Genomic DNA, 19,158 nt, shown 5'->3' on the forward strand with positions numbered 1-19,158 from the left:
CTGCCTCAGATCAATGCCCCGCAGGCCCGGTCTCTGGCGTGCGTTCGGTGATGCTCAAGCCGGTGGTCGCGTCGATCTTGAGCCCCTTGGGCAGCGGGAACTTGATGGTTTCCTCGATGCCCGCCATGGTGCGTACCGACACAGCACCCAGCGCCTTGATCCGGTCGATGACCTGCTGCACCAGGATTTCCGGCGCCGAGGCTCCGGCGGTCAGCCCCACGCGGGCGAGGCCATCAAACCATTCGCCCTTCAGCTCGTCGGCGCTGTCCACCATGTAGGCGGTGGTGCCCAGCTTGGCAGCCAGCTCGCGCAGGCGGTTGCTGTTGGAGCTGGTGGGGCTGCCCACCACGATCACCACGTCCACCTGCGGGCTCAGCACCTTGACGGCGTCCTGGCGGTTCTGCGTGGCGTAGCAGATGTCCTGCTGCTTGGGCTCGCGCACGCTGGGAAAGCGCGCGCGCACGGCGGCAGAGATTTCGGCCGCATCGTCCACACTCAGCGTGGTCTGCGTGACCACGGCCAGCTTCTCGGTCTGCGCGGGCTGCACCCGGGCCACGTCTTCCACGTCTTCCACCAGGTGAATGCCGTGGTCGAGCTGGCCCATGGTGCCCTCGACCTCGGGGTGGCCCTTGTGGCCGATCATGATGAACTCGTAGCCCTCTTTGGCGAGCTTGGCCACTTCGACGTGCACCTTGGTCACCAGCGGGCAGGTGGCGTCAAAAATGCTGAAGCCACGCGCCACGGCCTCTTGCTGCACGGCCTTGCTCACGCCGTGGGCGCTGAAGACCAGCGTGGCGCCGGGCGGCACGTCCGACAGCTCTTCGATGAAGATCGCGCCCTTGGCCTTGAGGTCGTTGACCACGTAGGTGTTGTGCACGATCTCGTGGCGCACGTAGATGGGGGCGCCAAACTTCTGGATGGCGCGCTCCACGATCTCGATGGCGCGGTCCACCCCTGCGCAAAACCCGCGCGGCTCGGCCAGCAGGATCTCTTGCGGCGCCTGCATCACAGGATCCCGATCAGCTGCACTTCAAAGGTCACCGGCTGGCCCGCCAGAGGGTGATTGAAGTCGAACAGCACGGCGCCGTCGTCACGCACCTGCATCACGGCCCCCGCGTAGCTGCCCTGGCCGTCGGGCGTGGGGAACTGCACCACGTCGCCCACGTTGTACTTTTCGTCGGGGTCGCCCAGCTCGTTCATCAGCTTGCGCGCCACCCACTGCTGCATGTCGGGGTTGCGCTCGCCAAAGGCCTCGCCCGCAGGCAGCTCGAACGTGGTGCGCGTGCCCTCGGCCAGGCCCAGCAGGCGCTGCTCCATGGAGGGCGACAACTCGCCCGTGCCCAGCGACAGGGTGGCGGGTTTGTCGGCAAAGGTGTTGATCACATCGCCTGCAGGGCCCGCCAGACGGTAATGCAAGGTGAGGAAAGAGCCCGGCTGGACGGTGGGAACGGAGGCATCGATAGAGGTCATGAAAGTCCCGATAAACTGGCCTGCATTGTAGAAAACCGGGCAAAGCCCTACGCCCGTCACTCCCTGACAGGCGTCAAAGACCCTCGCGCCATGCCCCTCAAAGACCTGCCCGCCGACGCCCAGCCCCGCGAAAAACTGCTGGCGCGAGGCCCCGCCGCCCTGGCCGATGCCGAGCTGCTGGCCATCCTGCTGCGCACGGGGATCGTGGGCAAGGGTGTGCTGCAGATGGCGCAGGAGCTGCTGGACCCGCCCGGCATCGACCCGGACACGGGCGCCATCACCGGCGGCTTTGGCGGCATTGCCGGCCTGCTGCACACCAGCGCGGCCGACCTGGAGCGCATCAAGGGCCTGGGCCCCGCCAAGCGCGCCGAGCTGGTGGCGGTGCTGGAGCTGGCCCGCCGCGCCCTGGCCCAGCAGCTGCGCGAACGCGAGGTGTTCGACTCGCCCGACACCGTCAAGCACTACCTGCAACTGCACCTGGCGGCCAAGGGGCACGAGGTGTTTGCGGTGCTGTTTCTCGATGCGCAAAACCGCCTGCTGGCGCTGGAGGAGCTGTTTCGCGGCACGCTCACGCAGACCAGCGTGTACCCGCGCGAGGTGGTGCTGCGCGCCCTGCACCACCAGGCGGCCGCCGTGGTGCTGGCCCACAACCACCCAAGCGGCAGCGTGGAACCCAGCCGGGCCGACGAGGCGCTGACCATGACCCTGAAGACCACGCTGGCGCTGGTGGATGTGCGCGTGCTCGACCACGTGATCGTGGCGCCGGGCCAGGCGTTGTCGATGGCAGAAAAGGGCCTGGTGTGACTGCGCCTGCGCCCGCACCGGCCCACCCGACGACGGCATTACACGCCGCGCTGGCACGCGCTGCGCGCGGCTCCGAAGGCCCTATGGGCGCCGCCCAGCCTGCCCCTGCCCCCACCACCACCGCCGTGCCCCGGTCCGCCCGGCGCGCAGGTTTGGCCGACAAGAAGGCTGCGGCCAAGGCGGCGATGCGGCCTGTCCGTCATGCCCCCGCGCCACCCTCCATCGGCGACAACCCGGCACCGCCCCGACGCCGTGCACCACCTGCCCCTCGCCGGGCAGGCGAACGCATCACCCAGTTGCAGGACCTGGCCACTGTGGCCCGCCGCCTGCGCGAGGACCAGGAGCGCCGCGAGGCCGAAGACAAAGCCCGGCGTGAAGCAGCAGCCCGGGCCGAGGCCGAGCGCCACCTCTTCAGCCGCAGCGTGGGCCCCGTCACGCCACTGCGCAACCCCAACGTGGCGCGGTTGCGCAAGCACCAGCCCCCGCCGCTGCCCGTGCAGCACTGGTTGGATGAAGAGCGCGTGCTGCGCGAATCCATCAGCGACGACTTTGACGTGACCACGCTGCTGGACACGGACGACCAGTTGAGCTTCCGCCGCCCCGGCATCGGCGTGGAAGTGACGAGCCGCCTGCGCGCAGGCCATTGGAGCATCCAGCGCCAGCTGGACCTGCACGGCCTGCGCGTGGACGAGGCACGCGAGGCGCTGGGCGACTTCATCCGCCACGCCCACAAGACCGGCCTGCGCTGCGTGCGCGTGGTGCACGGCAAGGGCCTGGGCTCACCGGGAAAGAGCCCGGTCCTCAAAGGCCGGGTGCACAGTTGGCTGGTGCAGAAGAACGAAGTCCTGGCCTTTGTGCAAGCCCGGGGGGATGAAGGTGGAGCAGGTGCGTTGGTGGTCCTGCTACGCTCGGCGCAGAAGATGCTGCGGAAATAGGGCCTAGCGCTTGACAGAAAAGCACTGGGCGCTATCTATTTCAGAGCAATCACTACGACATCACCCGCACGATACGCTTCCAGAATTTGGCCGTGAAGCTTCCCGTCAAACCGGACCACCCTGCACTCTGACGTAGCAGAAGGGGATGGCGCTGTGGGCAGGGATCCGCATACCTACCTGGCACTGGGGCAAGGTATTTGGCGTCACGACGGTGTAACCGGGGGTCGCCTGGATGCCCAGGATCAACACATCTTCATCCCCGGAGTTGTAGACCACCTCATCAATATTGGCAGGGAAGTTGTACGAGGACCCGATGTAGTTGGCCGCATCAATGCTGCCGTTCGAGTACGCATTGCGTGCACCAAAGACGCTGCCCAGCACCAGGGTCACCCCCACGACTGCCGCCAGCAGCGAGTAGAACCTGCCGCTCTGCCCCTGGCGCCGAAAGGCATTCCAAGCCAGCAATCCCAGGGCACCCACCAAAGCCAGCATCCCCAAGTCAGACAACGTGGGGATCGAGGAACTCAGTCCAAAGCTGATGACTCCGCCGGAAGCCGGCTGCGCCAGCGCTGCCAAAGAGGAAAACAGCCCCAGGCCAGCACAGGCCCAGCGGCGGATAGCAGTTCGGTTCATAGTGACTCCAAAAAGAGAATGGCGGGCAATGAGCCCCAATAGAGGAGCCTGCTCCACCCATGGCGGTCACTCTAACACGTAACACTTTGTCTCCAAGAGCGGTATTTGTGTCCGTCCAGACTTACTTCGAGAGGTCGATCGCGTACTTCGACGTGCCCTTGCCCGACCCATCGTCGGCCGCCAGCAGCGACACATTGGCCAGCCCGCCCGCCTGTGCCACGCTCAGCGCATTGGCGCCCGAGCTGAACACCACCGGGCCCGCCGCCGTGGCCTTGGCAAAGCGCCAGCTCTTGGCCGCGCCGTTGGCCATGCGGGTCACCGCCGGGTTCTTGCGGATGTAGTCGATCACCACATCCCGGTTCGCATCGGGTGAGGCCCAGATCGTGCCCGAGCCATCGAGCTTGTCGATAAAGCTCTTGCCGCTGGTGGCGCGGTAGTTGTTGGTGGCGATCACAAACTCCTGCGCCACGTCGATGGGCTTGCCCAGGTAGGTGAGGTTCTTGATGCGGCTGCCCACGGGCTGAGTCACGTCGATCTCGTACTGCATGTCGGCGGAGGTGAACATGTCAAAGTTGTACCCAGGGAACGTGCTGATGAGCTGCTGCTCGCCGGTCTTGGCAGGGTCGATCTGGTTGAAGCGCTTGGCGGCGGCCTCCAGCCAGTTCTTGATGTCGCCACCATTGACCTTCACCGCATACACCGTATTGGGGTACAGGTAGAGGTCAGCTGCGTTGTTGATGGCCAGCGGGCCGACGGCCACGTCGGTGTAGTCGGCGCCGCCCTGGAAGCCGCTCTTGAACGGCGCACTCACCGACAGCACGGGCAGCTGCGCATACTGCGGCAGGTTGGCCTTGACATAGGCCGCCACATAGGCCTGCTGCGCCTGGTTCACGATCTGGATTGCGCCCGGGTCACCCACATCCGCAAACAGCGTGCTCATGCGGAAGTCGGTCTGACCGATGGGCGTCTTCACGTACTGGATCGCGGCCTGGTGCTGCGTCTCGATCAGGGGGGCGATGGCAGGGTCGGCATCCACGGTCACCGTCGTGCCCGCAGCGTTCTTGCTCTGGATGTTGCGCAACTCGCTCTTGCTGGCGGATTTGTTGACCACCCACTTGGTGCCATCCCACTGCAGCGCGAGCTGCACCACACCCAAGGCCTTGCCCCAGGAGCTGGCCATCACCGCTGGCACGCCGTTGATGGTGCCCGCCTTGTGGTCCACCCCCGGCAGCTTGAAGCCGGGGATGGCCGCCGTGTCGGGGAACACGCCGTGCTGGTGGCCCATCACCATCGCATCGATGCCAGCCACCTTCGACAGGTACAGGCCGGGGTTCTCCATGGTGGGCGAATACGCCGCGCCGTCCAGCCCGCCGTGCAGAAGAGCCACCACGAGGTCAGCGCCCTTGGCGCGCAGTTCGGGCACGTACTTGTTGGCCGCCTCCACCGCGCCTTCGGTAGTGACCTTGCCTTCGAGGTAGCGCTTGTCCCAGTTCATGATGCCCGGCGTGGTGAAGCCGATCACGCCGATCTTGATGGGCAGCTTCACGTCCTTGCCATCCGCGCTCTTGGCCACCAGGGTGCGCTCCAGCAGCGTGTAGGGCTGCACCAGCGGCTTCTTGGTCTTGTTGCTGACCACATTGGCCAGCACCACCGGGAAGCCCGCGCCAGCGCACTTCTTGGAGCCATCCACGCCGTCCACATCCAGGCCGCCGCCCAGCACCTGGTTCAGAAAGGGCAAGCCGTAGTTGAATTCGTGGTTGCCGAGGGTGCCCGCGTCAAAGCCCAGGGAGCCCATGGCCTTGTACATCGACAGCTGCTGCGTGCAGGGGATGGGGTTGATAGTGGCTTCGTAGTCGGCCAGCGCCGTGCCCTGGATGGTGTCGCCGTTGTCCACCAGCAGCGTATTGGCAAACTCCTTGCGCGCGGCGCGCACCAGCGTGGCCGTGCGCTCAAAGCCATAGCTCTTGTCCTCGGCCAGCTTGAAGTAGTCGTAGCTGCGCACGTTGAAGTGCAGGTCGGTGGTCTCCAGCACGGCCAGCGTGGCCGTGGCGCCCGCATTGTTACTGCTGTCGTCGCTGCCACCGCAAGCAGCCAGCGAAGCCGCCAGTGCCACCATGCCTAGCGCGGCAACGCGGCGCGACATGTGCGAAGAAAGAAGCGAATGGATTGGAGTGCGCGCAGACATGAACAGTCCCTGGGTGAAAGAAGGGACCGAGTGTCTGGCAGGGGTTTGACAGCGGTGTGACGCGGCACCCCGTCGTCAGGATGTCAGTCGATGCGGTGCACGTCGCCGTTGTGCGGCGAAGCACTTTCGTGGAACAGGTCTTCGAGGAACTGCGCCAGTTCATGTTCTTCGACAAAGTCGGGGATCACAAAGCCTGAGGGTGTGCGTTTACCATCAGCGCCCACGCGGTAGGCCTGCCACAGCGCACCTTCGCGCCGCACCTCGACGATGCGGCCGAACACATTGAAGCGCGGATGGGGAGTGGTTGGTGCGCTGTCCATGCGTGGCCCCGGCTATTCCCTGTCGATCTGGGGGTGGCCGTCGCAGATCTCGACCCACGGCGCCTTGGAGGCCACGTAGATGTGCTTATGCGGCGGCGTATGGAAGGGGGTGTCGAGCGTGCCCAGCGGCACGGCGACTATGTCGGCATACGCTCCATCGCTGTGCCACAGCAGGGGCGACCCGCACACCGAGCAGAACTGCCGCGTCACCTGGGGTGACGAGTGGTAGGTGCGCACCAGCGCCTCGCCCTGGACGAAGCGGTGGTGCTCGCGACGCACGTTGCCATAGCTGGCGAACGCTGCACCATGGGCCTTGCGGCACATGGTGCAGTGGCAGTGCGACGAGGCCTTGACGGGCGCGGTGGTCTCATAGCGGACGCCGCCACACAGACAGCTTCCATGGTGCACAACGGGGTTGTTCATGGCCGTTCTTCCTTGGGGGATGGGCGCGATGCGATGCAGTGACCGTGTAGGCTCAAGGTGCAGCAGCTGCGGCAGAGGGGCTCACTGAAGCGATCAGGTCCACCTCCACCGTCGCGTTCTTGGGCAGCTGCAGCACGCCCACCGACGTGCGGGTGTGCGCGCCCGCCTCACCCAGCACGGTAAACAGGATTTCCGACGCACCGTCGGCCACCTCGCTTTGCTGCGTGAATGCCGGCGCCGACTGCACGTAGACCGTGATGCGCAGGATGGATTGCACCGCATCAAGCGAGCCCAGCGCGCGTTGCAACAGCGCCAGCGCGCGCATCACACACACCTTGGCCGCCGTCTGCGCCTGGGCCAGCGTCGCATCTGCGCCGGCCGCACCTGTGACCACCACGGTGTCGCCCACGCGCGGGATCTGCCCGCTCAGGTAGATGTGATGGCCGTCGCGTACCAGGGGCACGTAGTTGCCGCCGATCTTGATCTCGCCATCAAAGCTGTAGCCCAGGGCCTGGGCCTGTTCCTGAAAACGGGCATCGCGGGACATAAAAAACAGCTCCTTTTCTCAAAAAAACAGCGTACAGCACATCGGATGCACGCCCACCAAAACCCAGCGGTTGTCAAACGCCCTTGTTGCGCATCCAGTCGGCCGTGCCCATGAAGCTCTCCTTCAAGCGCGCGCGCAGGTCTGCGGGCACGCCGGTCTCGCCCATGGCCTGGTCCATGCAAGCCACCCACTGGTCGCGCTCCTTGATACCGATAGAAAACGGCATGTGGCGCGCGCGCAGCCGGGGGTGGCCGAACTGGTCGGTGTAGTACGAGGGACCGCCAAGCCAGCCGCAGAGGAACATGAACAGCTTTTGCCGCGCCTGACCCAGGTCGCTGCCGTGGGCGGCCCGCAGCTCCGCGTAGCCTGGCTCCAGGTCCATCAGGTCGTAAAAGCGCTCGACCAACGCGCGCACCCGGCTTTCGCCACCGATCCATTCGAAGGGGATGACGGCAGCCACGGCATCGGTGCCTTCGCTACCAGCTTGGGGGGTATCAGAATTCATAGCAAAACAGGCCCTAGCGCTTATCCATAAAGCGCAACAAGCTATCGAAAATATAGCAAATCAACTACAACACAGGCCAAGGCCATGCACCTGCTCACTCTGCCGAGCGCCGCAGCGTATCGACCACCGGGCGCAGCAACACCTCACGCAGGCCCCACCAGCCCGCAGCCAGCGCCAGCACGGCCCCAGCCACGGCGCCCGCCAGGGGCACCCAGGGGGCAGCCGTCCAGGTGAAGTCAAACACAAAGCGCGCCAACGCCCAGCCCACGCCCACCGCCACGGCGCTGGCCAGAAAGCCCGCGAGCAGGCCCACGCCCATCAGCTCGGCGCGCTGCACCTGCCGCAGCAGGCTGGCGCGGGCGCCCACGGCGCGCATGATGGCGTATTCGCGAGCACGCTCTTCGCGCGTGGCCGTGACGGCGGCGAACAGCACCACCAGCCCAGCAGCCAGGGTGAAGGCGAACAGGAATTCGACCGCGCGGATCACCTGCTCCAGCACGCGCTGCACCTGGGCAATGGTGGCGCCCATGTCCACGTTGGTGATGTTGGGAAACTGGCGCACCAGACCGTTGTCAAAGCCGTTGGTCTCGGGCGCACGGTAGGCCGCCAGGTAGGTCACGGGCACGTCCTTGACGGTGGCCACGGGGTACATCACGAAGAAGTTGGCCCGCATCGAGCCCCAGTCCACCTTGCGCAGGCTGGTGATGCGTGCCTCGTTCTGCACGCCGCCCATGTCGAACAGCAGGCGGTCGCCCATCTTCAGGCCCAGGGTTTCGGCAATGCCTTCTTCGACGCTGATCGCGCCCTCTTCGCCCGGCGTCCAAGCACCGGCCACCACCTGGTTGTGGGGCGGTGCCTCCACGGCGTTCGACAGGTTGAACTCACGGTCCACCAGGCGCTTGGCGCGGTCGTCGGTGTAGTCCGCCGGGCCCACGGGTTTGCCGTTCACGGCCAGCAGGCGGCCCCGGATCATGGGGTACCAGTCGTACTTGGCCACGCCACCGTCCTTGAGCGTCTGCTGGAAAGCGTCGGCCTGGTCGGGCATCACGTTGATCACAAAACGGTTGGGCGCATCGGGCGGGGTGGCCTTGCGCCAGCTGTCCACCAGGTCGGTGCGCAGCAGCACCAGCAGCACCAGCGCCAGCAGCCCCACGGCCAGGCTGCTCACCTGCACCACGGCATAGGCCGGGCGCGCAGAAATCTGCCGTGTGGCCAGTACCAGCCAGCGGGGCGCGGTGGCCTCGTTCACACTTTTGCGCAGCAGCTTCACCGCCACCCACGACAGCCCGGCAAAGAGGGCCACCGCCCCGCCAAAGCCACCCACGGCAATCAGGCCCAGCGTGATGTCGCTGCTGACCGTGAGCAGCAAGGCGGCAAAGCCTGCCACCCCAATGCCCAGCACCGCCAGCGAGGCAGGCTTGAGCCCCCCCACGTCGCGCCGGATCACCCGCAGCGGCGGCACCTGGGCCAGCTGCAGCACAGGCGGCAGACCAAAGGCAAACAGCAGCGTGAGCCCCATGCCCAGCCCAAACGCCACGGGCCACAGGCTGGGCGGCGGCAGGGCCGACTCGACCAGGCCCGCCAGCAGCAGCACAAAGGCGTAGTGCACCAGATAGCCCAGCGCCACGCCCAATGAGCTGGCAAACAGGCCCACCAACGCAAATTCGGCCGTGTAGGCGCCCGCAATGGTGCGCTGGCTCTGGCCCAGCACCCGCAGCATGGCCGAGGCATCCAGGTGCTCGGCCGCAAAGCCGCGCGCGGCCAGGGCCACGGCCACGGCCGACAGCAGCGCTGCCAGCAGGGCCACCAGGCTCAGGAATTTCTGCGCACGGTCCAGCGTCTGGCGCATTTCCGGGCGGCCGCTTTCGAGCGACTCCACGCGCACGCCGTGCACGTCGGGCTTTTTCGATTCGGCAACAGCCCATTCGCTGAACGCCTTGACCGCAGGGGCCGACCCGATGACAGCGAAGCGGTAGGTCAGGCGGCTTGCGGGCTGCACCAGGCCGGTGGCAGGCAGGTCGGCCTCGTTCACCATCACCCGTGGGGCGAAGCTCATGAAACCGGCACCGCGGTCGGGCTCGATCACGATGATGCGTGCAATGCGCAGCTGCGAATCGCCCAGCAGCAGCATGTCGCCCATGGCCAGGTTCAACGATTCGAGCAGCGGGGCATCCACCCACACCTCGCCGCGCGCCGGGATGTCGCGGGTGGGTTGGTCGAGCGCGCCGGGGGCGTCTGCCACCTTGAGGCTGCCACGCAGCGGGTAGCCCGGGGGCACGCTTTTGAGCGCCACCAGCTTGCTGGCGCCACCCTGGGCGTCACTGGCGCGACCCATGGTCGGAAAGCCCAGCGTGGTCACGGTCTGCAGGCCCAGGGCCTTGGCCTGCTCGACAAAGGCGGGGGGCGTGGGGTTGTCGCTGGCCACTACGGCATCGCCGCCGAGCAGCTGCAAGGCATCGCGCTGCAGGCCACCTTGCAGGCGGTCGGCAAAAAAACCGACCGACGTGAGGGCTGCCACCGCCAGCGTAACGGCCACGATCAGCAGCCGCAACTCGCCCGCGCGCAGGTCACGGGCCAGGGTGCGCCAGCCCAAGCGTAAAAAAGACAGGTTCATGGCGCAGAACCTTAGCGCAAATGGAACGCTCTGGCGAAGCTCAGGGCTTTGCGCCCGCTGCGGCCACCTGGGCCTCTGCGCTGCCTTCTGCCTCTGCCGTTTGCAGGCGATGCTCCAGCGCACGCAGCACCGGCACAATCTGCGCGCCAACATGGATCTGCGGGTTGGAGAAGCCGTCTTGCTTGCCCGCCTCCACCTCGCGCTGCGCAATCACGGGGATGGCCTTGGCAAAGGCTTCGGTGAACGAATGTGTCTGGCGCAGCTGTTCGTGGAACACCGCCCGGCCAAAGAAGGTCAGCTCGGAGCGCGTGCCGCAGCCATATGACGTGTGCGTGGCATCGGCGGCGGTCATGATGAGGCTGCTGTCGGTGGCCAAAGGCTCGATCCAGCCGCCCGAGAAACAGGCCGACACGGCAATCACGCGGTGGCGGATGCCCGCCTCGTCCAGCATGGCGCGCAGCATTTCGGGCGTGACGGGGGGCACCTCCAGCGGCCAGTGCGAGGCCGCCAGCTCATGGTTGCGCGCACCGTGCGAGGTCATGTAGATCACCAGCACATCGCTGTCACGGTCCATGCGCTGGGCCAGCGCAGCGATGGCACGCTGCAGGTTCTGCGGCGTGGCCCAGGCATGCGTATCGGCGGTTTCTGCGTGGTTGAGCAGGTGAACCACACGGCCCTGGGCGTCAAAGCGCTCTTGCAGCAGCGTGCTGACCATGGTGCTTTCTCGCCGGAACACGTTTTCGCTGGCGTAGGGGGCGAACACGAGCCCATAGACATCCACCACGCCATCGCGGCCAGCGGGCAGGGCCTGCACTTGCCGATCCCAGAGCACCTGCTGGTTTTCAAAGACTGCTTGCGAGAGCACAAGGTGCGCGGGCTCCGGTTGTGCCTGTCCCTCCTCGCCCGACTGGGCAGATGCAGCGGCCAAGGCGTCCAGCTCCCAGGGCTTGTCCTGGAACTGCCACATGCCCACCCCGATCACGGCTGCCATCGCCACCGAAAAGATGGCCGTGCGCAGCCGCGAGCGGATGAAGCGTGCACTCACCACCACCAGCGTGGCCAGCACCCACAGCGTGAGCACACCATAGGCCACCCAGAAAATATTGCCAGCCACCGCCCCGCCCCACAGGTCTGGCTTGTGCGCCACGGCCCCCATCAAGGCATACAGCAGCAACAAAGGCGCCAGCGGAGCCCACGCGGACAACACATACCAGGCCGCCAGCCCGCCCGAAGGCCCCGAAGCACCCGCCGAGGGCTCTTGTGCCGCCGCACGCTGGGCCGGGGCCATGGCCCACCAGGCCAGCCACATCAGCACCAGGCTGCTCCACATCGGCGCCAGCCAGCCCCGCAGATTGAACTGCACAGGCCCCGCCACCTGAAACCGCGCAGCCCCCACCAGCAACGCGCCACCCAGCAGCGACAGCACCAGCACCTGCCAGGGTGAAGGCGCTGCAGCAGCAGTGCGCGGCGACAGGAACAACGCGGCCCGCAGGCCTTCACGCATCCAGTCCCACAGGGACAACTTGGCGGGAGCCGGGGCCATGGTGGATGCGGCGCCAGCACACGGCGCGGGCGGCTGCTCCCCCAAGGGAATTTCGATCTTGGCGGACTCGGGCCCCCACTGGCTGGGCAGGGTATCGGCCCAGGCGCTCTTGGCGTTCAGGTCTTTCATGGGGCGATCATGCCATTGCGGGAGCGGTTTCTTTCAATCACCAGCCGGCAGTTCGGACTGCGATGATTCCCGAAATCGCGTAACGCCCCCTTCACACAGCCCCGCCTCCTCAGGAGGCAGTTCCAGCTCCGCCCCTGGCCACCGGAACGACGGGTACCTGCGCCAGCTCCGGCTGCAGCACCAGCCGATCTGTACCGCTGTAGCAGACAAACCGGCGATTGGTGGCGCGCCCGATGGCGCACAGGCCCAGTTGCTGCGCTACGGCGTGTCCCATCTGGGTCATGCCGCTGCGGGACACCACGATGGGGACACCCATCTGCGCAGATTTGATGACCATTTCGCTGGTGAGTCGGCCCGTGGTGTAGAACACCTTGTCTGCACCGGACATGGGCGCGTGCCGGCTCTCCGAAGCGGCATTTTCTGCAGGCGTGCCGCCGGATAGCGTGGAGGAAACGCCCCCTTGCGGCACCTTGCCATTTGTATTCATCCACATCCACCCTGCAATGGTGTCGATGGCGTTGTGGCGCCCCACGTCTTCCACAAAGGTGAGCAGCGCCTCCCCCCGGAACAAGGCGCAACCATGCACGGAGCCTGCGGACTTGTAGGTGGTTTCCTTGAGGCGGATGGCGTTGACGATGCCGTACAGCTCGCCCTGTGTCAGGCGTGCCTCGGGCAAGGTGATGCGGTCCACCTCGTCCATGAGCCCGCCAAACACACTGCCTTGGCCGCAGCCGGTGGTGACGACCTTGCTCGCGGTGCGCTCTTCAATGCGGGCGATGCCGTGGCGCGTGCGCACGGCGGCGGCGTGCACCTCCCAATCGACGGTGATGGATTCGATGTCGAACACGGACTCCACCAGCCGCTGGTTGCGCAGATAGCCCAGCACCAGCAGTTCCGGGTGCGCGCCCAGGGTCATGAGGGTGACGAGTTCACGCTTGTCGACATAGATGGTGAGCGGTCGCTCGGCGGGGATCTGTACCTGCTCGCGCTCGCCCAGTTCGTTCACGACCTCCACGCTGTGGGTAAGGGGCGCATGCGCCTGCGTCAGGCGCGGCAGCACGGGCGCAGCCGGGGAGGCGGACGGTGATGAAAGAGACATGGTGCGAATATACGCAGTACCTCTCCCCAAGGAGGGGCATGGGGCATCTGAATCGGGGAAAAGCACGTACTGCGACCACCAAAAAAAAGCCGCGCTCCACCAAGTGGGCGCGGCTCTTTTTGACGGAGGGACAGTGGTTGGCGTCAGGACTTGGGCGCTGACGCAGCTGCGGCAGGTGCCAGCGTGCTGGGTGGACTGCTGGCCGTGCCCGGTGGCGAATGGGCACCCGCCGCTTCAATGGGCTTGGCAGCGGGCGGTGTGTAGGCGAAGGGGCCGGGGTCGGTGCACGCAGCGCCTGCTGCCGTTGCAGGCTTGGCTGTTGGCGTGGTTTTGCGGTAGTGGGCCGCCACACGGTCTTGTGACAGGCACAACTTGTAGTTGTCCACCTTGCCGGCCCAGGCGGCTTTGGCCGCCGCCTCTGCAGCTTTGGCGGCAGCCTCCGGTGAAGGCGCAGGCAGCTTGGCCGATGCCAGGGTACAGACGCTGGCCGCGCACAACGCCAGCAGGGAAGATCGAGAAAATTGCATCATGGTGCGGAACCTCATACCTGCGCGGGCTGGCCCGCAGATGGTGTAGCTGCAGCATCGGCTGCGGATGGGTTGGCGCTGCGCTGGCGGGGAATCTTGCCCGCTTGCACGTCGTCGTACCAAAGCTCGTGGTGCTCCTTGGCCCACCCCTCGCTCACGTACCCCGTCCTCATGGCCTTGTAGGCGCCGCGCATGCCCACCGTGCCCATGTAGATGTGGCCGCAGATCAGCGCCATCATCCAGATCGCCAGGGTGGCGTGGATCATGTGGGCGATCTGCATGTCGCCGCGCACGTCACCAAAGCCAGGAATGAGCTTGTCGAGCACCAAGCCGGTGGCCACCACAAAGATGCCGGGGATGGTGATACCCCACCAGAACAGGCCCTTCTCGCCGGCGTTGAAGCGGTGGGAAGGAACCTGGTGGTCACCCCCCAGCATGCCGCCGCCCTTGGACAGCCACACAAAGTCGGCCCGGTTGGCGATGTTGTCCTTGACGAAGGTAAGGATGATCACCAGCAATGAGACAGCAAACAGCGGTCCCATGAAGTTGTGTACGTTCTTGAGCGCATACGTAAGCCAGCCAAACAGCGTGGCCCCCATGATGGGCAGCAGGAAGAACTTGCCAAACGCCATGACGATGCCAGAGATGGCCAACGCAATGAACGCAAAGGCATTGGACCAGTGCGCAGCACGCTCGAAAGGTGTGAAGCGTTCGATGCGGCGGGCGCCGGTGCCGTCAGGGTGCTCATGCCCCAGCGGACCTTTGACAAAGTAGAAGATGCCCAACGCCAGCAACACGATGGCAAACAAGGCCGCACCGTAAGGAATGATCCAGTGGTTGCGTACCTGGCGCCATGCCTCGCCTGCGTTGGTGAAACGCGAGCCTGGGTACTGCACGAACGGCTGGATCAGGTTGCCCGCCTCGGGCGCCTGGCTTTTCGGCAGGCTGCTATAGCCCGTCACGCCCTGCCCCACCTGGCGCCACATGGGCGCGTTGTTGCCGGGCTGCACCTTGGCGCGTTCGCCATTGGTCTGCTCGGCGTATTTGGGGTCTGCGCTGGCGTCTGGCTTGACCTCGAAAATGTTTTGGCTTTGAATGCCGCCGGTCGCTGCGGGAGCAGCCGATGCCGTGACCGCAGGCGCGGCGGCATCTGGCGCTGCCGGAGCCTGGGCACCCGCTGGCCCCCAGGCACATCCCGCCGCCAAAGCCAGGGACCACATGATGTGTTTCATGGCGGGCCTCACTTGGACTGAGTGCGGGTGTATTCGTTCTGGCCGTACAGCTGACGCGCCTTCAACTGCGCTTCCCAACCGGCTTTGTCTCCGGCCTTCCAGCCGGGCTGCATGAAATTGCTGCCCGTACCTGCATAGGGAGCTGCATCGCTGCGGATGCCCGCGCCGGTCTGCGGCTTCTCGCCACAGGCGGTCAGCGCCACCAGCGCCACAGCGGCGGCCAGGGCCGAATGAACAAGACGCTTCATCATCATGACTTGCCTCCTGCAGGCTGGCCTGCCTGTTGTGACCCATAGGCCGTGCCCCAGCCCCACACTTCGGCGCCCTTGCCACGCTGTACCACACGGTTGCGGAAAATATCTGCCACCACATCGCCATCACCGGCCAGCAGGGCCTTGGTGGAGCACATTTCTGCACAGGCGGGCAGCTTGCCCTCGGCCAGGCGGTTGCGGCCGTATTTTTCAAACTCGGCCTGGCTGCCGTGGGCCTCGGGGCCACCGGCGCAGAAGGTGCACTTGTCCATCTTGCCACGCACGCCGAAGGTACCGGACGAAGGGAACTGCGGCGCGCCAAAGGGGCAGGCGTAGCTGCAATAGCCGCAACCAATGCACACATCCTTGTCGTGCAGCACCACACCTTCTTCGGTGCGATAAAAGCAATTGACGGGGCAAACAGCCATGCAGGGTGCATCGCTGCAGTGCATGCACGCGACCGAGATGGATTTTTCACCCGGTACACCGTCATTGAGCGTGACCACGCGGCGGCGGTTCACGCCCCAGGGCACCTCGTGTTCGTTTTTGCAGGCGGTCACGCAGCCGTTGCATTCGATGCAGCGCTCTGCGTCACAGATGAATTTCATTCGTGCCATGTGTGTCTCCTTGCGTGGCGCGATCAGGCGCGTTCCACGTTGCAGATCGTGGTCTTGGTTTCTTGCATCATGGTCACGCTGTCGTAGCCATACGTCGTTGCGGTGTTCACGGCCTCACCGCGCACCACAGGCGCCGCGCCCTTGGGGTAATAAGCCAGCATGTCCGCGCCCTGCCAGCGGCCCGAGAAGTGGAACGGCATCCACACCGTATCGGGCGCCACGCGCTCGGTGACCAGGGCCTGCACGTTGATCCGTGCTCCAGTGGGAGAGCTGAGCCACACACGCTCGCCGTTGCGGATGCCCCGGTCTGCGGCAGTCTTGGGGTTGATCTCGACAAACGACTCCTGCTGCAGCTCGGCCAGCCAGGGGTTGGAGCGGGTTTCCTCGCCACCGCCTTCGTACTCGACCAGACGGCCAGAGCTGAGGATGAGCGGGAATTTCTCGTGCACCTTGTCCGCCACGTTTTTCTCCTGCACGCTCTTGTACAGCGTGGGCAGGCGCCAGAAGGCCTTCTTGTCGTCGTGGGTGGGGTACTTGGCCATGAGATCGGGCCGGGTGCCATACAGCGGTTCGCGGTGCTGCGGAATGGCATCGGGGAAATTCCACACCACAGCGCGGGCCTTGGCGTTGCCAAACGGATGGCAGCCATGCTTCATGGCCACGCGAATGATCGCGCCCGTAGGGTCGGTCTTCCAGTTCTTGCCTTCGGCCTTGGCCTTCTCGGCGTCACTCAGGTCGTCCCACCAGCCCAGCTTTTTCAGCAGCACATGGTCGAACTCGGGGTAGCCCGTGGTGATCTCGCTGCCCACCGAATGCGAGCCGTCCTCGGCCAGCAGATTGACGCCATCCTTCTCGACGCCGAAGTTGGCGCGGAAGTTGCCGCCGCCTTCCATCACGTGTTTGGAGGTGTCGTACAGGTTGGGCGAGCCAGGGTGCTTGAGCTCCGGCGTGCCGTAGCAGGGCCATGGCAAGCCAAAGTAGTCACCCCCAAAGTCGTAGCCGGTTTCCTTGTCCTTGCCACCCTTCGATTTCAGGGTTTTCACATCGAACAGATGCATGTTCCGCATGTGGGCCTTCAGGCGCTCGGGGCTCTGGCCCGTATAGCCAATGGTCCAAACCGACTTGTTGATTTCGCGCAGGATGTCTTCGATCACGGGCTCGTCCATGCCCTTGACCTTTTGCATCTTGTAGTTCTTGGACAGCTCGGCGGCAAAGCCCAGCTTCTCAGCGAACTGGTGCATGATCATGTGGTCCGAACGGCTCTCCCACAGCGGCTCGATCACCTTCTCGCGCCACTGGATGGAGCGGTTGGAGGCCGTGCACGATCCACTGGTTTCAAACTGCGTGGCGGCTGGCAACAGGTACACCGCACGGTTGGGGTTCAGGTCTTCGGCCTTGCCGGGCATGGCGGCCATGGCGGCGGTGGCCGAGGGGTACGGGTCCACCACCACGAGCAGATCCAGCTTGTCCATGGCCCGCTTCATTTCGAGGCCACGGGTCTGCGAATTGGGCGCGTGGCCCCAGAAGAATACGCCGCGCAGGTTGGAGTCCTGGTCGATCAGCTCATTCTTCTCCAGCACACCATCGATCCAGCGCGATACGGTGATGCCGCTCTTGGTCATCATCGCGGGCGATGCGTACTGCTTCTTGATCCACTCGAAGTCCACACCCCAGACTGCGGCGAAGTGCTTCCACGAGCCTTCGGCCAGGCCATAGTAGCCAGGCAGCGAATCGGGATTGGGGCCGACATCGGTGGCACCTTGCACGTTGTCGTGGCCGCGGAAGATGTTGGTGCCGCCACCCGTTTTGCCCACATTGCCCAGTGCCAGTTGCAAAATGCACGAGGCACGCACCATGGCGTTGCCGATGGTGTGCTGGGTCTGGCCCATGCACCATACGATGGTGCCGGGGTTGTTGTCGTGCAGCATCTTGGCGACCTTGAACATCTGGTCTTCCTTGACGCCGCAGGCCTCTTCCACCTTGTCGGGTGTCCACTTGGCCAGCACATCCTCGCGCACCTTCTCCATGCCATAGACACGGTCGTTGATGTACTTTTTGTCTTCCCAGCCGTTCTTGAAGATGTGGTACAGCAGGCCGAAGAGGAACGGGATGTCGGTGCCCGAGCGGATGCGCACGTACTCGTCGGCCTTGGCTGCGGTGCGGGTGAAGCGTGGGTCCACCACAATCATCTTGCAGCCGGTTTCCTTGGCGTGCAGCATGTGCAGCATGCTCACCGGGTGGGCCTCGGCCGCGTTGGAGCCGATGTACAGAGCGACCTTGCTGTTTTGCATGTCGTTGTACGAGTTGGTCATGGCGCCATAGCCCCATGTGTTGGCCACGCCCGCCACGGTGGTCGAGTGGCAGATGCGCGCCTGGTGGTCGCAGTTGTTGGTGCCCCAGAAGCTCACAAACTTGCGCAGCAGATAGGCCTGCTCGTTGTTGTGCTTGGACGAGCCGACGAAGTACACGCTATCCGGGCCGCTGGCGGCACGCAGCTCTTTCATCTTGGCCGTGATTTCGTTCAGGGCCGTGTCCCAGCTGATGCGCTCGTACTTGCCGTTGACGAGCTTCATGGGGTAGCGCAGGCGGTATTCGCCGTGGCCGTGTTCACGCAGTGCCGCACCCTTGGCGCAGTGGGCGCCCAGGTTGATGGGCGAATCGAACACAGGCTCTTGCCGCACCCACACGCCGTTCTCGACGACCGCATCCACCGCACAACCCACCGAGCAGTGGGTGCAGATGGTGCGGCGTACTTCGATCTTGCTGTCGCCGATGCCCACCTTGGCACCCTCGGCAGCATTGGATTTTTTGACCAGCGTGAGCTGCGACGCCGCAATACCCACGCCCACTCCCAGGCCGGAGCGGCGCAGGAACGAGCGGCGGTCCATCGTGGGCAGCGCCTGCGACAGGCCACGGCGCAAGCTGTGCACAAAAGGAGACGATGCGACCTGCGCAGCGTGGGAGGACTTCTTGGTTAGCAACATGGCACGCCCCGCTTCAGAGTTGGGTGGTCTTGTAGTACTGCTTCACGTGCGCAGACAGGTGATAGCCACCGCCTTTTTCTGGCGCCACCCGAGCGGGTTCAGACACGACGGCATCTGAGGGAACTACATGGGGGAGTGCCACGACGGCTGCGGCTGCAGCCCCTACGGTGGCGGCGCCGGAGAAGAAGCTCCGGCGTGAGGAATTGGGCTGGCGGTTCTGCATGCTTGTCTCCAGAATGGCTGGCAGCTATGAAACGGAATTCATACAGTCTATGTCAGTGTGTAAAAGCCTGCAATCGAGCTTTACACCTCCCACTAAGACACTCATCTTTTGTAGCAA

General features: G+C 65.1%; 19 protein-coding genes. 2 read left to right on the forward strand and 17 right to left on the reverse strand.

The features are described 5' to 3' along the window. Nucleotides 1-10: 10 nt before the first annotated feature. Nucleotides 11-1,006 carry a 4-hydroxy-3-methylbut-2-enyl diphosphate reductase gene (gene ispH / locus C8C94_RS13135; RefSeq protein ID WP_121421015.1) on the reverse strand — a complete coding sequence of 332 codons (996 nt, stop codon included), beginning with the start codon at nucleotides 1,004-1,006 and terminating at the stop codon, nucleotides 11-13. Next, entirely contained in the window at nucleotides 1,006-1,470 is a 465-nt protein-coding gene (locus C8C94_RS13140) for a peptidylprolyl isomerase (protein ID WP_121421016.1), read from the reverse strand. Before C8C94_RS13140 ends, ispH begins: the two co-directional genes overlap by 1 nt. A gap of 90 nt (nucleotides 1,471-1,560) precedes the next feature. Here C8C94_RS13140 and radC point away from each other — a divergent pair, with 90 nt between their 5' ends. Together radC and C8C94_RS13150 are read left to right on the forward strand one after the other, a co-directional pair. Then, a complete protein-coding gene (gene radC, locus C8C94_RS13145; protein ID WP_121421017.1) occupies nucleotides 1,561-2,274 on the forward strand; it encodes a DNA repair protein RadC in 714 nt (237 codons plus the stop codon). 152 nt (nucleotides 2,275-2,426) lie between these two features. Further along, entirely contained in the window at nucleotides 2,427-3,209 is a 783-nt protein-coding gene (locus C8C94_RS13150) for a Smr/MutS family protein (protein ID WP_233573597.1), read from the forward strand. 105 nt (nucleotides 3,210-3,314) lie between these two features. Here C8C94_RS13150 and C8C94_RS13155 read toward each other — a convergent pair whose 3' ends face one another. The 15 genes from C8C94_RS13155 to C8C94_RS13225 all read right to left on the reverse strand — a co-directional run bounded on the left by C8C94_RS13155 (nucleotide 3,315) and on the right by C8C94_RS13225 (nucleotide 19,041). After that, on the reverse strand, nucleotides 3,315-3,842 hold the full coding sequence (locus C8C94_RS13155) for a midcut-by-XrtH protein (protein ID WP_121421018.1): 528 nt from the start codon (nucleotides 3,840-3,842) through the stop codon (nucleotides 3,315-3,317). Nucleotides 3,843-3,963: 121 nt separating this feature from the next. Next, nucleotides 3,964-5,985 (reverse strand): bifunctional 2',3'-cyclic-nucleotide 2'-phosphodiesterase/3'-nucleotidase, encoded by a 2,022-nt coding sequence (locus C8C94_RS13160; RefSeq protein ID WP_233573461.1) that lies wholly within the window; start codon nucleotides 5,983-5,985, stop codon nucleotides 3,964-3,966. Nucleotides 5,986-6,110: 125 nt separating this feature from the next. Next, nucleotides 6,111-6,347 (reverse strand): hypothetical protein, encoded by a 237-nt coding sequence (locus C8C94_RS13165; RefSeq protein ID WP_121421020.1) that lies wholly within the window; start codon nucleotides 6,345-6,347, stop codon nucleotides 6,111-6,113. A 12-nt stretch (nucleotides 6,348-6,359) separates the two neighbouring features. After that, nucleotides 6,360-6,770 (reverse strand): GFA family protein, encoded by a 411-nt coding sequence (locus tag C8C94_RS13170; RefSeq protein ID WP_121421021.1) that lies wholly within the window; start codon nucleotides 6,768-6,770, stop codon nucleotides 6,360-6,362. A 52-nt stretch (nucleotides 6,771-6,822) separates the two neighbouring features. Then, the gene (locus C8C94_RS13175) at nucleotides 6,823-7,317 is read right to left on the reverse strand and encodes a RidA family protein (protein ID WP_121421022.1); all 495 of its coding nucleotides are present in this window, start codon (nucleotides 7,315-7,317) and stop codon (nucleotides 6,823-6,825) included. Nucleotides 7,318-7,390: 73 nt separating this feature from the next. Beyond that, nucleotides 7,391-7,822 (reverse strand): group II truncated hemoglobin, encoded by a 432-nt coding sequence (locus C8C94_RS13180; protein WP_121421023.1) that lies wholly within the window; start codon nucleotides 7,820-7,822, stop codon nucleotides 7,391-7,393. Nucleotides 7,823-7,916: 94 nt separating this feature from the next. Next, on the reverse strand, nucleotides 7,917-10,436 hold the full coding sequence (locus C8C94_RS13185; protein ID WP_121421024.1) for an ABC transporter permease: 2,520 nt from the start codon (nucleotides 10,434-10,436) through the stop codon (nucleotides 7,917-7,919). Nucleotides 10,437-10,476: 40 nt separating this feature from the next. Then, nucleotides 10,477-12,108, reverse strand: a complete 1,632-nt coding sequence (locus C8C94_RS13190) for a C13 family peptidase (protein WP_121421025.1) — start codon at nucleotides 12,106-12,108, stop codon at nucleotides 10,477-10,479. A 109-nt stretch (nucleotides 12,109-12,217) separates the two neighbouring features. Then, nucleotides 12,218-13,207: a formate dehydrogenase accessory sulfurtransferase FdhD gene (locus C8C94_RS13195; protein ID WP_121421026.1), complete on the reverse strand. Its 990-nt coding sequence runs from the start codon at nucleotides 13,205-13,207 to the stop codon at nucleotides 12,218-12,220. 143 nt (nucleotides 13,208-13,350) lie between these two features. After that, nucleotides 13,351-13,737, reverse strand: coding sequence for a hypothetical protein (locus C8C94_RS13200; protein WP_121422843.1), 387 nt, complete (start codon nucleotides 13,735-13,737; stop codon nucleotides 13,351-13,353). 11 nt (nucleotides 13,738-13,748) lie between these two features. Beyond that, nucleotides 13,749-14,966 (reverse strand): formate dehydrogenase subunit gamma, encoded by a 1,218-nt coding sequence (locus C8C94_RS13205; RefSeq protein WP_121421027.1) that lies wholly within the window; start codon nucleotides 14,964-14,966, stop codon nucleotides 13,749-13,751. 8 nt (nucleotides 14,967-14,974) lie between these two features. Further along, complete coding sequence (locus C8C94_RS13210; protein ID WP_055402825.1) at nucleotides 14,975-15,217, reverse strand: hypothetical protein; 243 nt, start codon at nucleotides 15,215-15,217, stop codon at nucleotides 14,975-14,977. Beyond that, nucleotides 15,217-15,834 (reverse strand): formate dehydrogenase FDH3 subunit beta, encoded by a 618-nt coding sequence (gene fdh3B, locus C8C94_RS13215; protein ID WP_108616030.1) that lies wholly within the window; start codon nucleotides 15,832-15,834, stop codon nucleotides 15,217-15,219. The genes C8C94_RS13210 and fdh3B overlap by 1 nt, the downstream gene beginning before the upstream one ends. A gap of 23 nt (nucleotides 15,835-15,857) precedes the next feature. Beyond that, nucleotides 15,858-18,818: a formate dehydrogenase subunit alpha gene (locus C8C94_RS13220; RefSeq protein ID WP_121421028.1), complete on the reverse strand. Its 2,961-nt coding sequence runs from the start codon at nucleotides 18,816-18,818 to the stop codon at nucleotides 15,858-15,860. 13 nt (nucleotides 18,819-18,831) lie between these two features. Beyond that, nucleotides 18,832-19,041 (reverse strand): formate dehydrogenase, encoded by a 210-nt coding sequence (locus tag C8C94_RS13225; RefSeq protein ID WP_055402831.1) that lies wholly within the window; start codon nucleotides 19,039-19,041, stop codon nucleotides 18,832-18,834. Between the last annotated feature and the right edge of the window lie 117 nt (nucleotides 19,042-19,158).

It is taken from the genome of Acidovorax sp. 94, from assembly GCF_003634645.1.
Lineage (GTDB): Bacteria > Pseudomonadota > Gammaproteobacteria > Burkholderiales > Burkholderiaceae_C > Acidovorax > Acidovorax facilis.

What these genes read in the sequence shown, in the direction of transcription:
- ispH (WP_121421015.1), bottom strand. Translation starts at nt 1,006, where the DNA reads ATGCAGGCGCCGCAAGAGATCCTGCTGGCCGAGCCGCGCGGGTTTTGC.
- C8C94_RS13140 (WP_121421016.1), bottom strand. Translation starts at nt 1,470, where the DNA reads ATGACCTCTATCGATGCCTCCGTTCCCACCGTCCAGCCGGGCTCTTTC.
- radC (WP_121421017.1), top strand. Translation starts at nt 1,561, where the DNA reads ATGCCCCTCAAAGACCTGCCCGCCGACGCCCAGCCCCGCGAAAAACTG.
- C8C94_RS13155 (WP_121421018.1), bottom strand. Translation starts at nt 3,842, where the DNA reads ATGAACCGAACTGCTATCCGCCGCTGGGCCTGTGCTGGCCTGGGGCTG.
- C8C94_RS13160 (WP_233573461.1), bottom strand. Translation starts at nt 5,985, where the DNA reads ATGTCGCGCCGCGTTGCCGCGCTAGGCATGGTGGCACTGGCGGCTTCG.
- C8C94_RS13165 (WP_121421020.1), bottom strand. Translation starts at nt 6,347, where the DNA reads ATGGACAGCGCACCAACCACTCCCCATCCGCGCTTCAATGTGTTCGGC.
- C8C94_RS13170 (WP_121421021.1), bottom strand. Translation starts at nt 6,770, where the DNA reads ATGAACAACCCCGTTGTGCACCATGGAAGCTGTCTGTGTGGCGGCGTC.
- C8C94_RS13175 (WP_121421022.1), bottom strand. Translation starts at nt 7,317, where the DNA reads ATGTCCCGCGATGCCCGTTTTCAGGAACAGGCCCAGGCCCTGGGCTAC.
- C8C94_RS13180 (WP_121421023.1), bottom strand. Translation starts at nt 7,822, where the DNA reads ATGAATTCTGATACCCCCCAAGCTGGTAGCGAAGGCACCGATGCCGTG.
- C8C94_RS13185 (WP_121421024.1), bottom strand. Translation starts at nt 10,436, where the DNA reads ATGAACCTGTCTTTTTTACGCTTGGGCTGGCGCACCCTGGCCCGTGAC.
- C8C94_RS13190 (WP_121421025.1), bottom strand. Translation starts at nt 12,108, where the DNA reads ATGAAAGACCTGAACGCCAAGAGCGCCTGGGCCGATACCCTGCCCAGC.
- C8C94_RS13195 (WP_121421026.1), bottom strand. Translation starts at nt 13,207, where the DNA reads ATGTCTCTTTCATCACCGTCCGCCTCCCCGGCTGCGCCCGTGCTGCCG.
- C8C94_RS13200 (WP_121422843.1), bottom strand. Translation starts at nt 13,737, where the DNA reads ATGATGCAATTTTCTCGATCTTCCCTGCTGGCGTTGTGCGCGGCCAGC.
- C8C94_RS13205 (WP_121421027.1), bottom strand. Translation starts at nt 14,966, where the DNA reads ATGAAACACATCATGTGGTCCCTGGCTTTGGCGGCGGGATGTGCCTGG.
- C8C94_RS13210 (WP_055402825.1), bottom strand. Translation starts at nt 15,217, where the DNA reads ATGATGAAGCGTCTTGTTCATTCGGCCCTGGCCGCCGCTGTGGCGCTG.
- fdh3B (WP_108616030.1), bottom strand. Translation starts at nt 15,834, where the DNA reads ATGGCACGAATGAAATTCATCTGTGACGCAGAGCGCTGCATCGAATGC.
- C8C94_RS13220 (WP_121421028.1), bottom strand. Translation starts at nt 18,818, where the DNA reads ATGTTGCTAACCAAGAAGTCCTCCCACGCTGCGCAGGTCGCATCGTCT.
- C8C94_RS13225 (WP_055402831.1), bottom strand. Translation starts at nt 19,041, where the DNA reads ATGCAGAACCGCCAGCCCAATTCCTCACGCCGGAGCTTCTTCTCCGGC.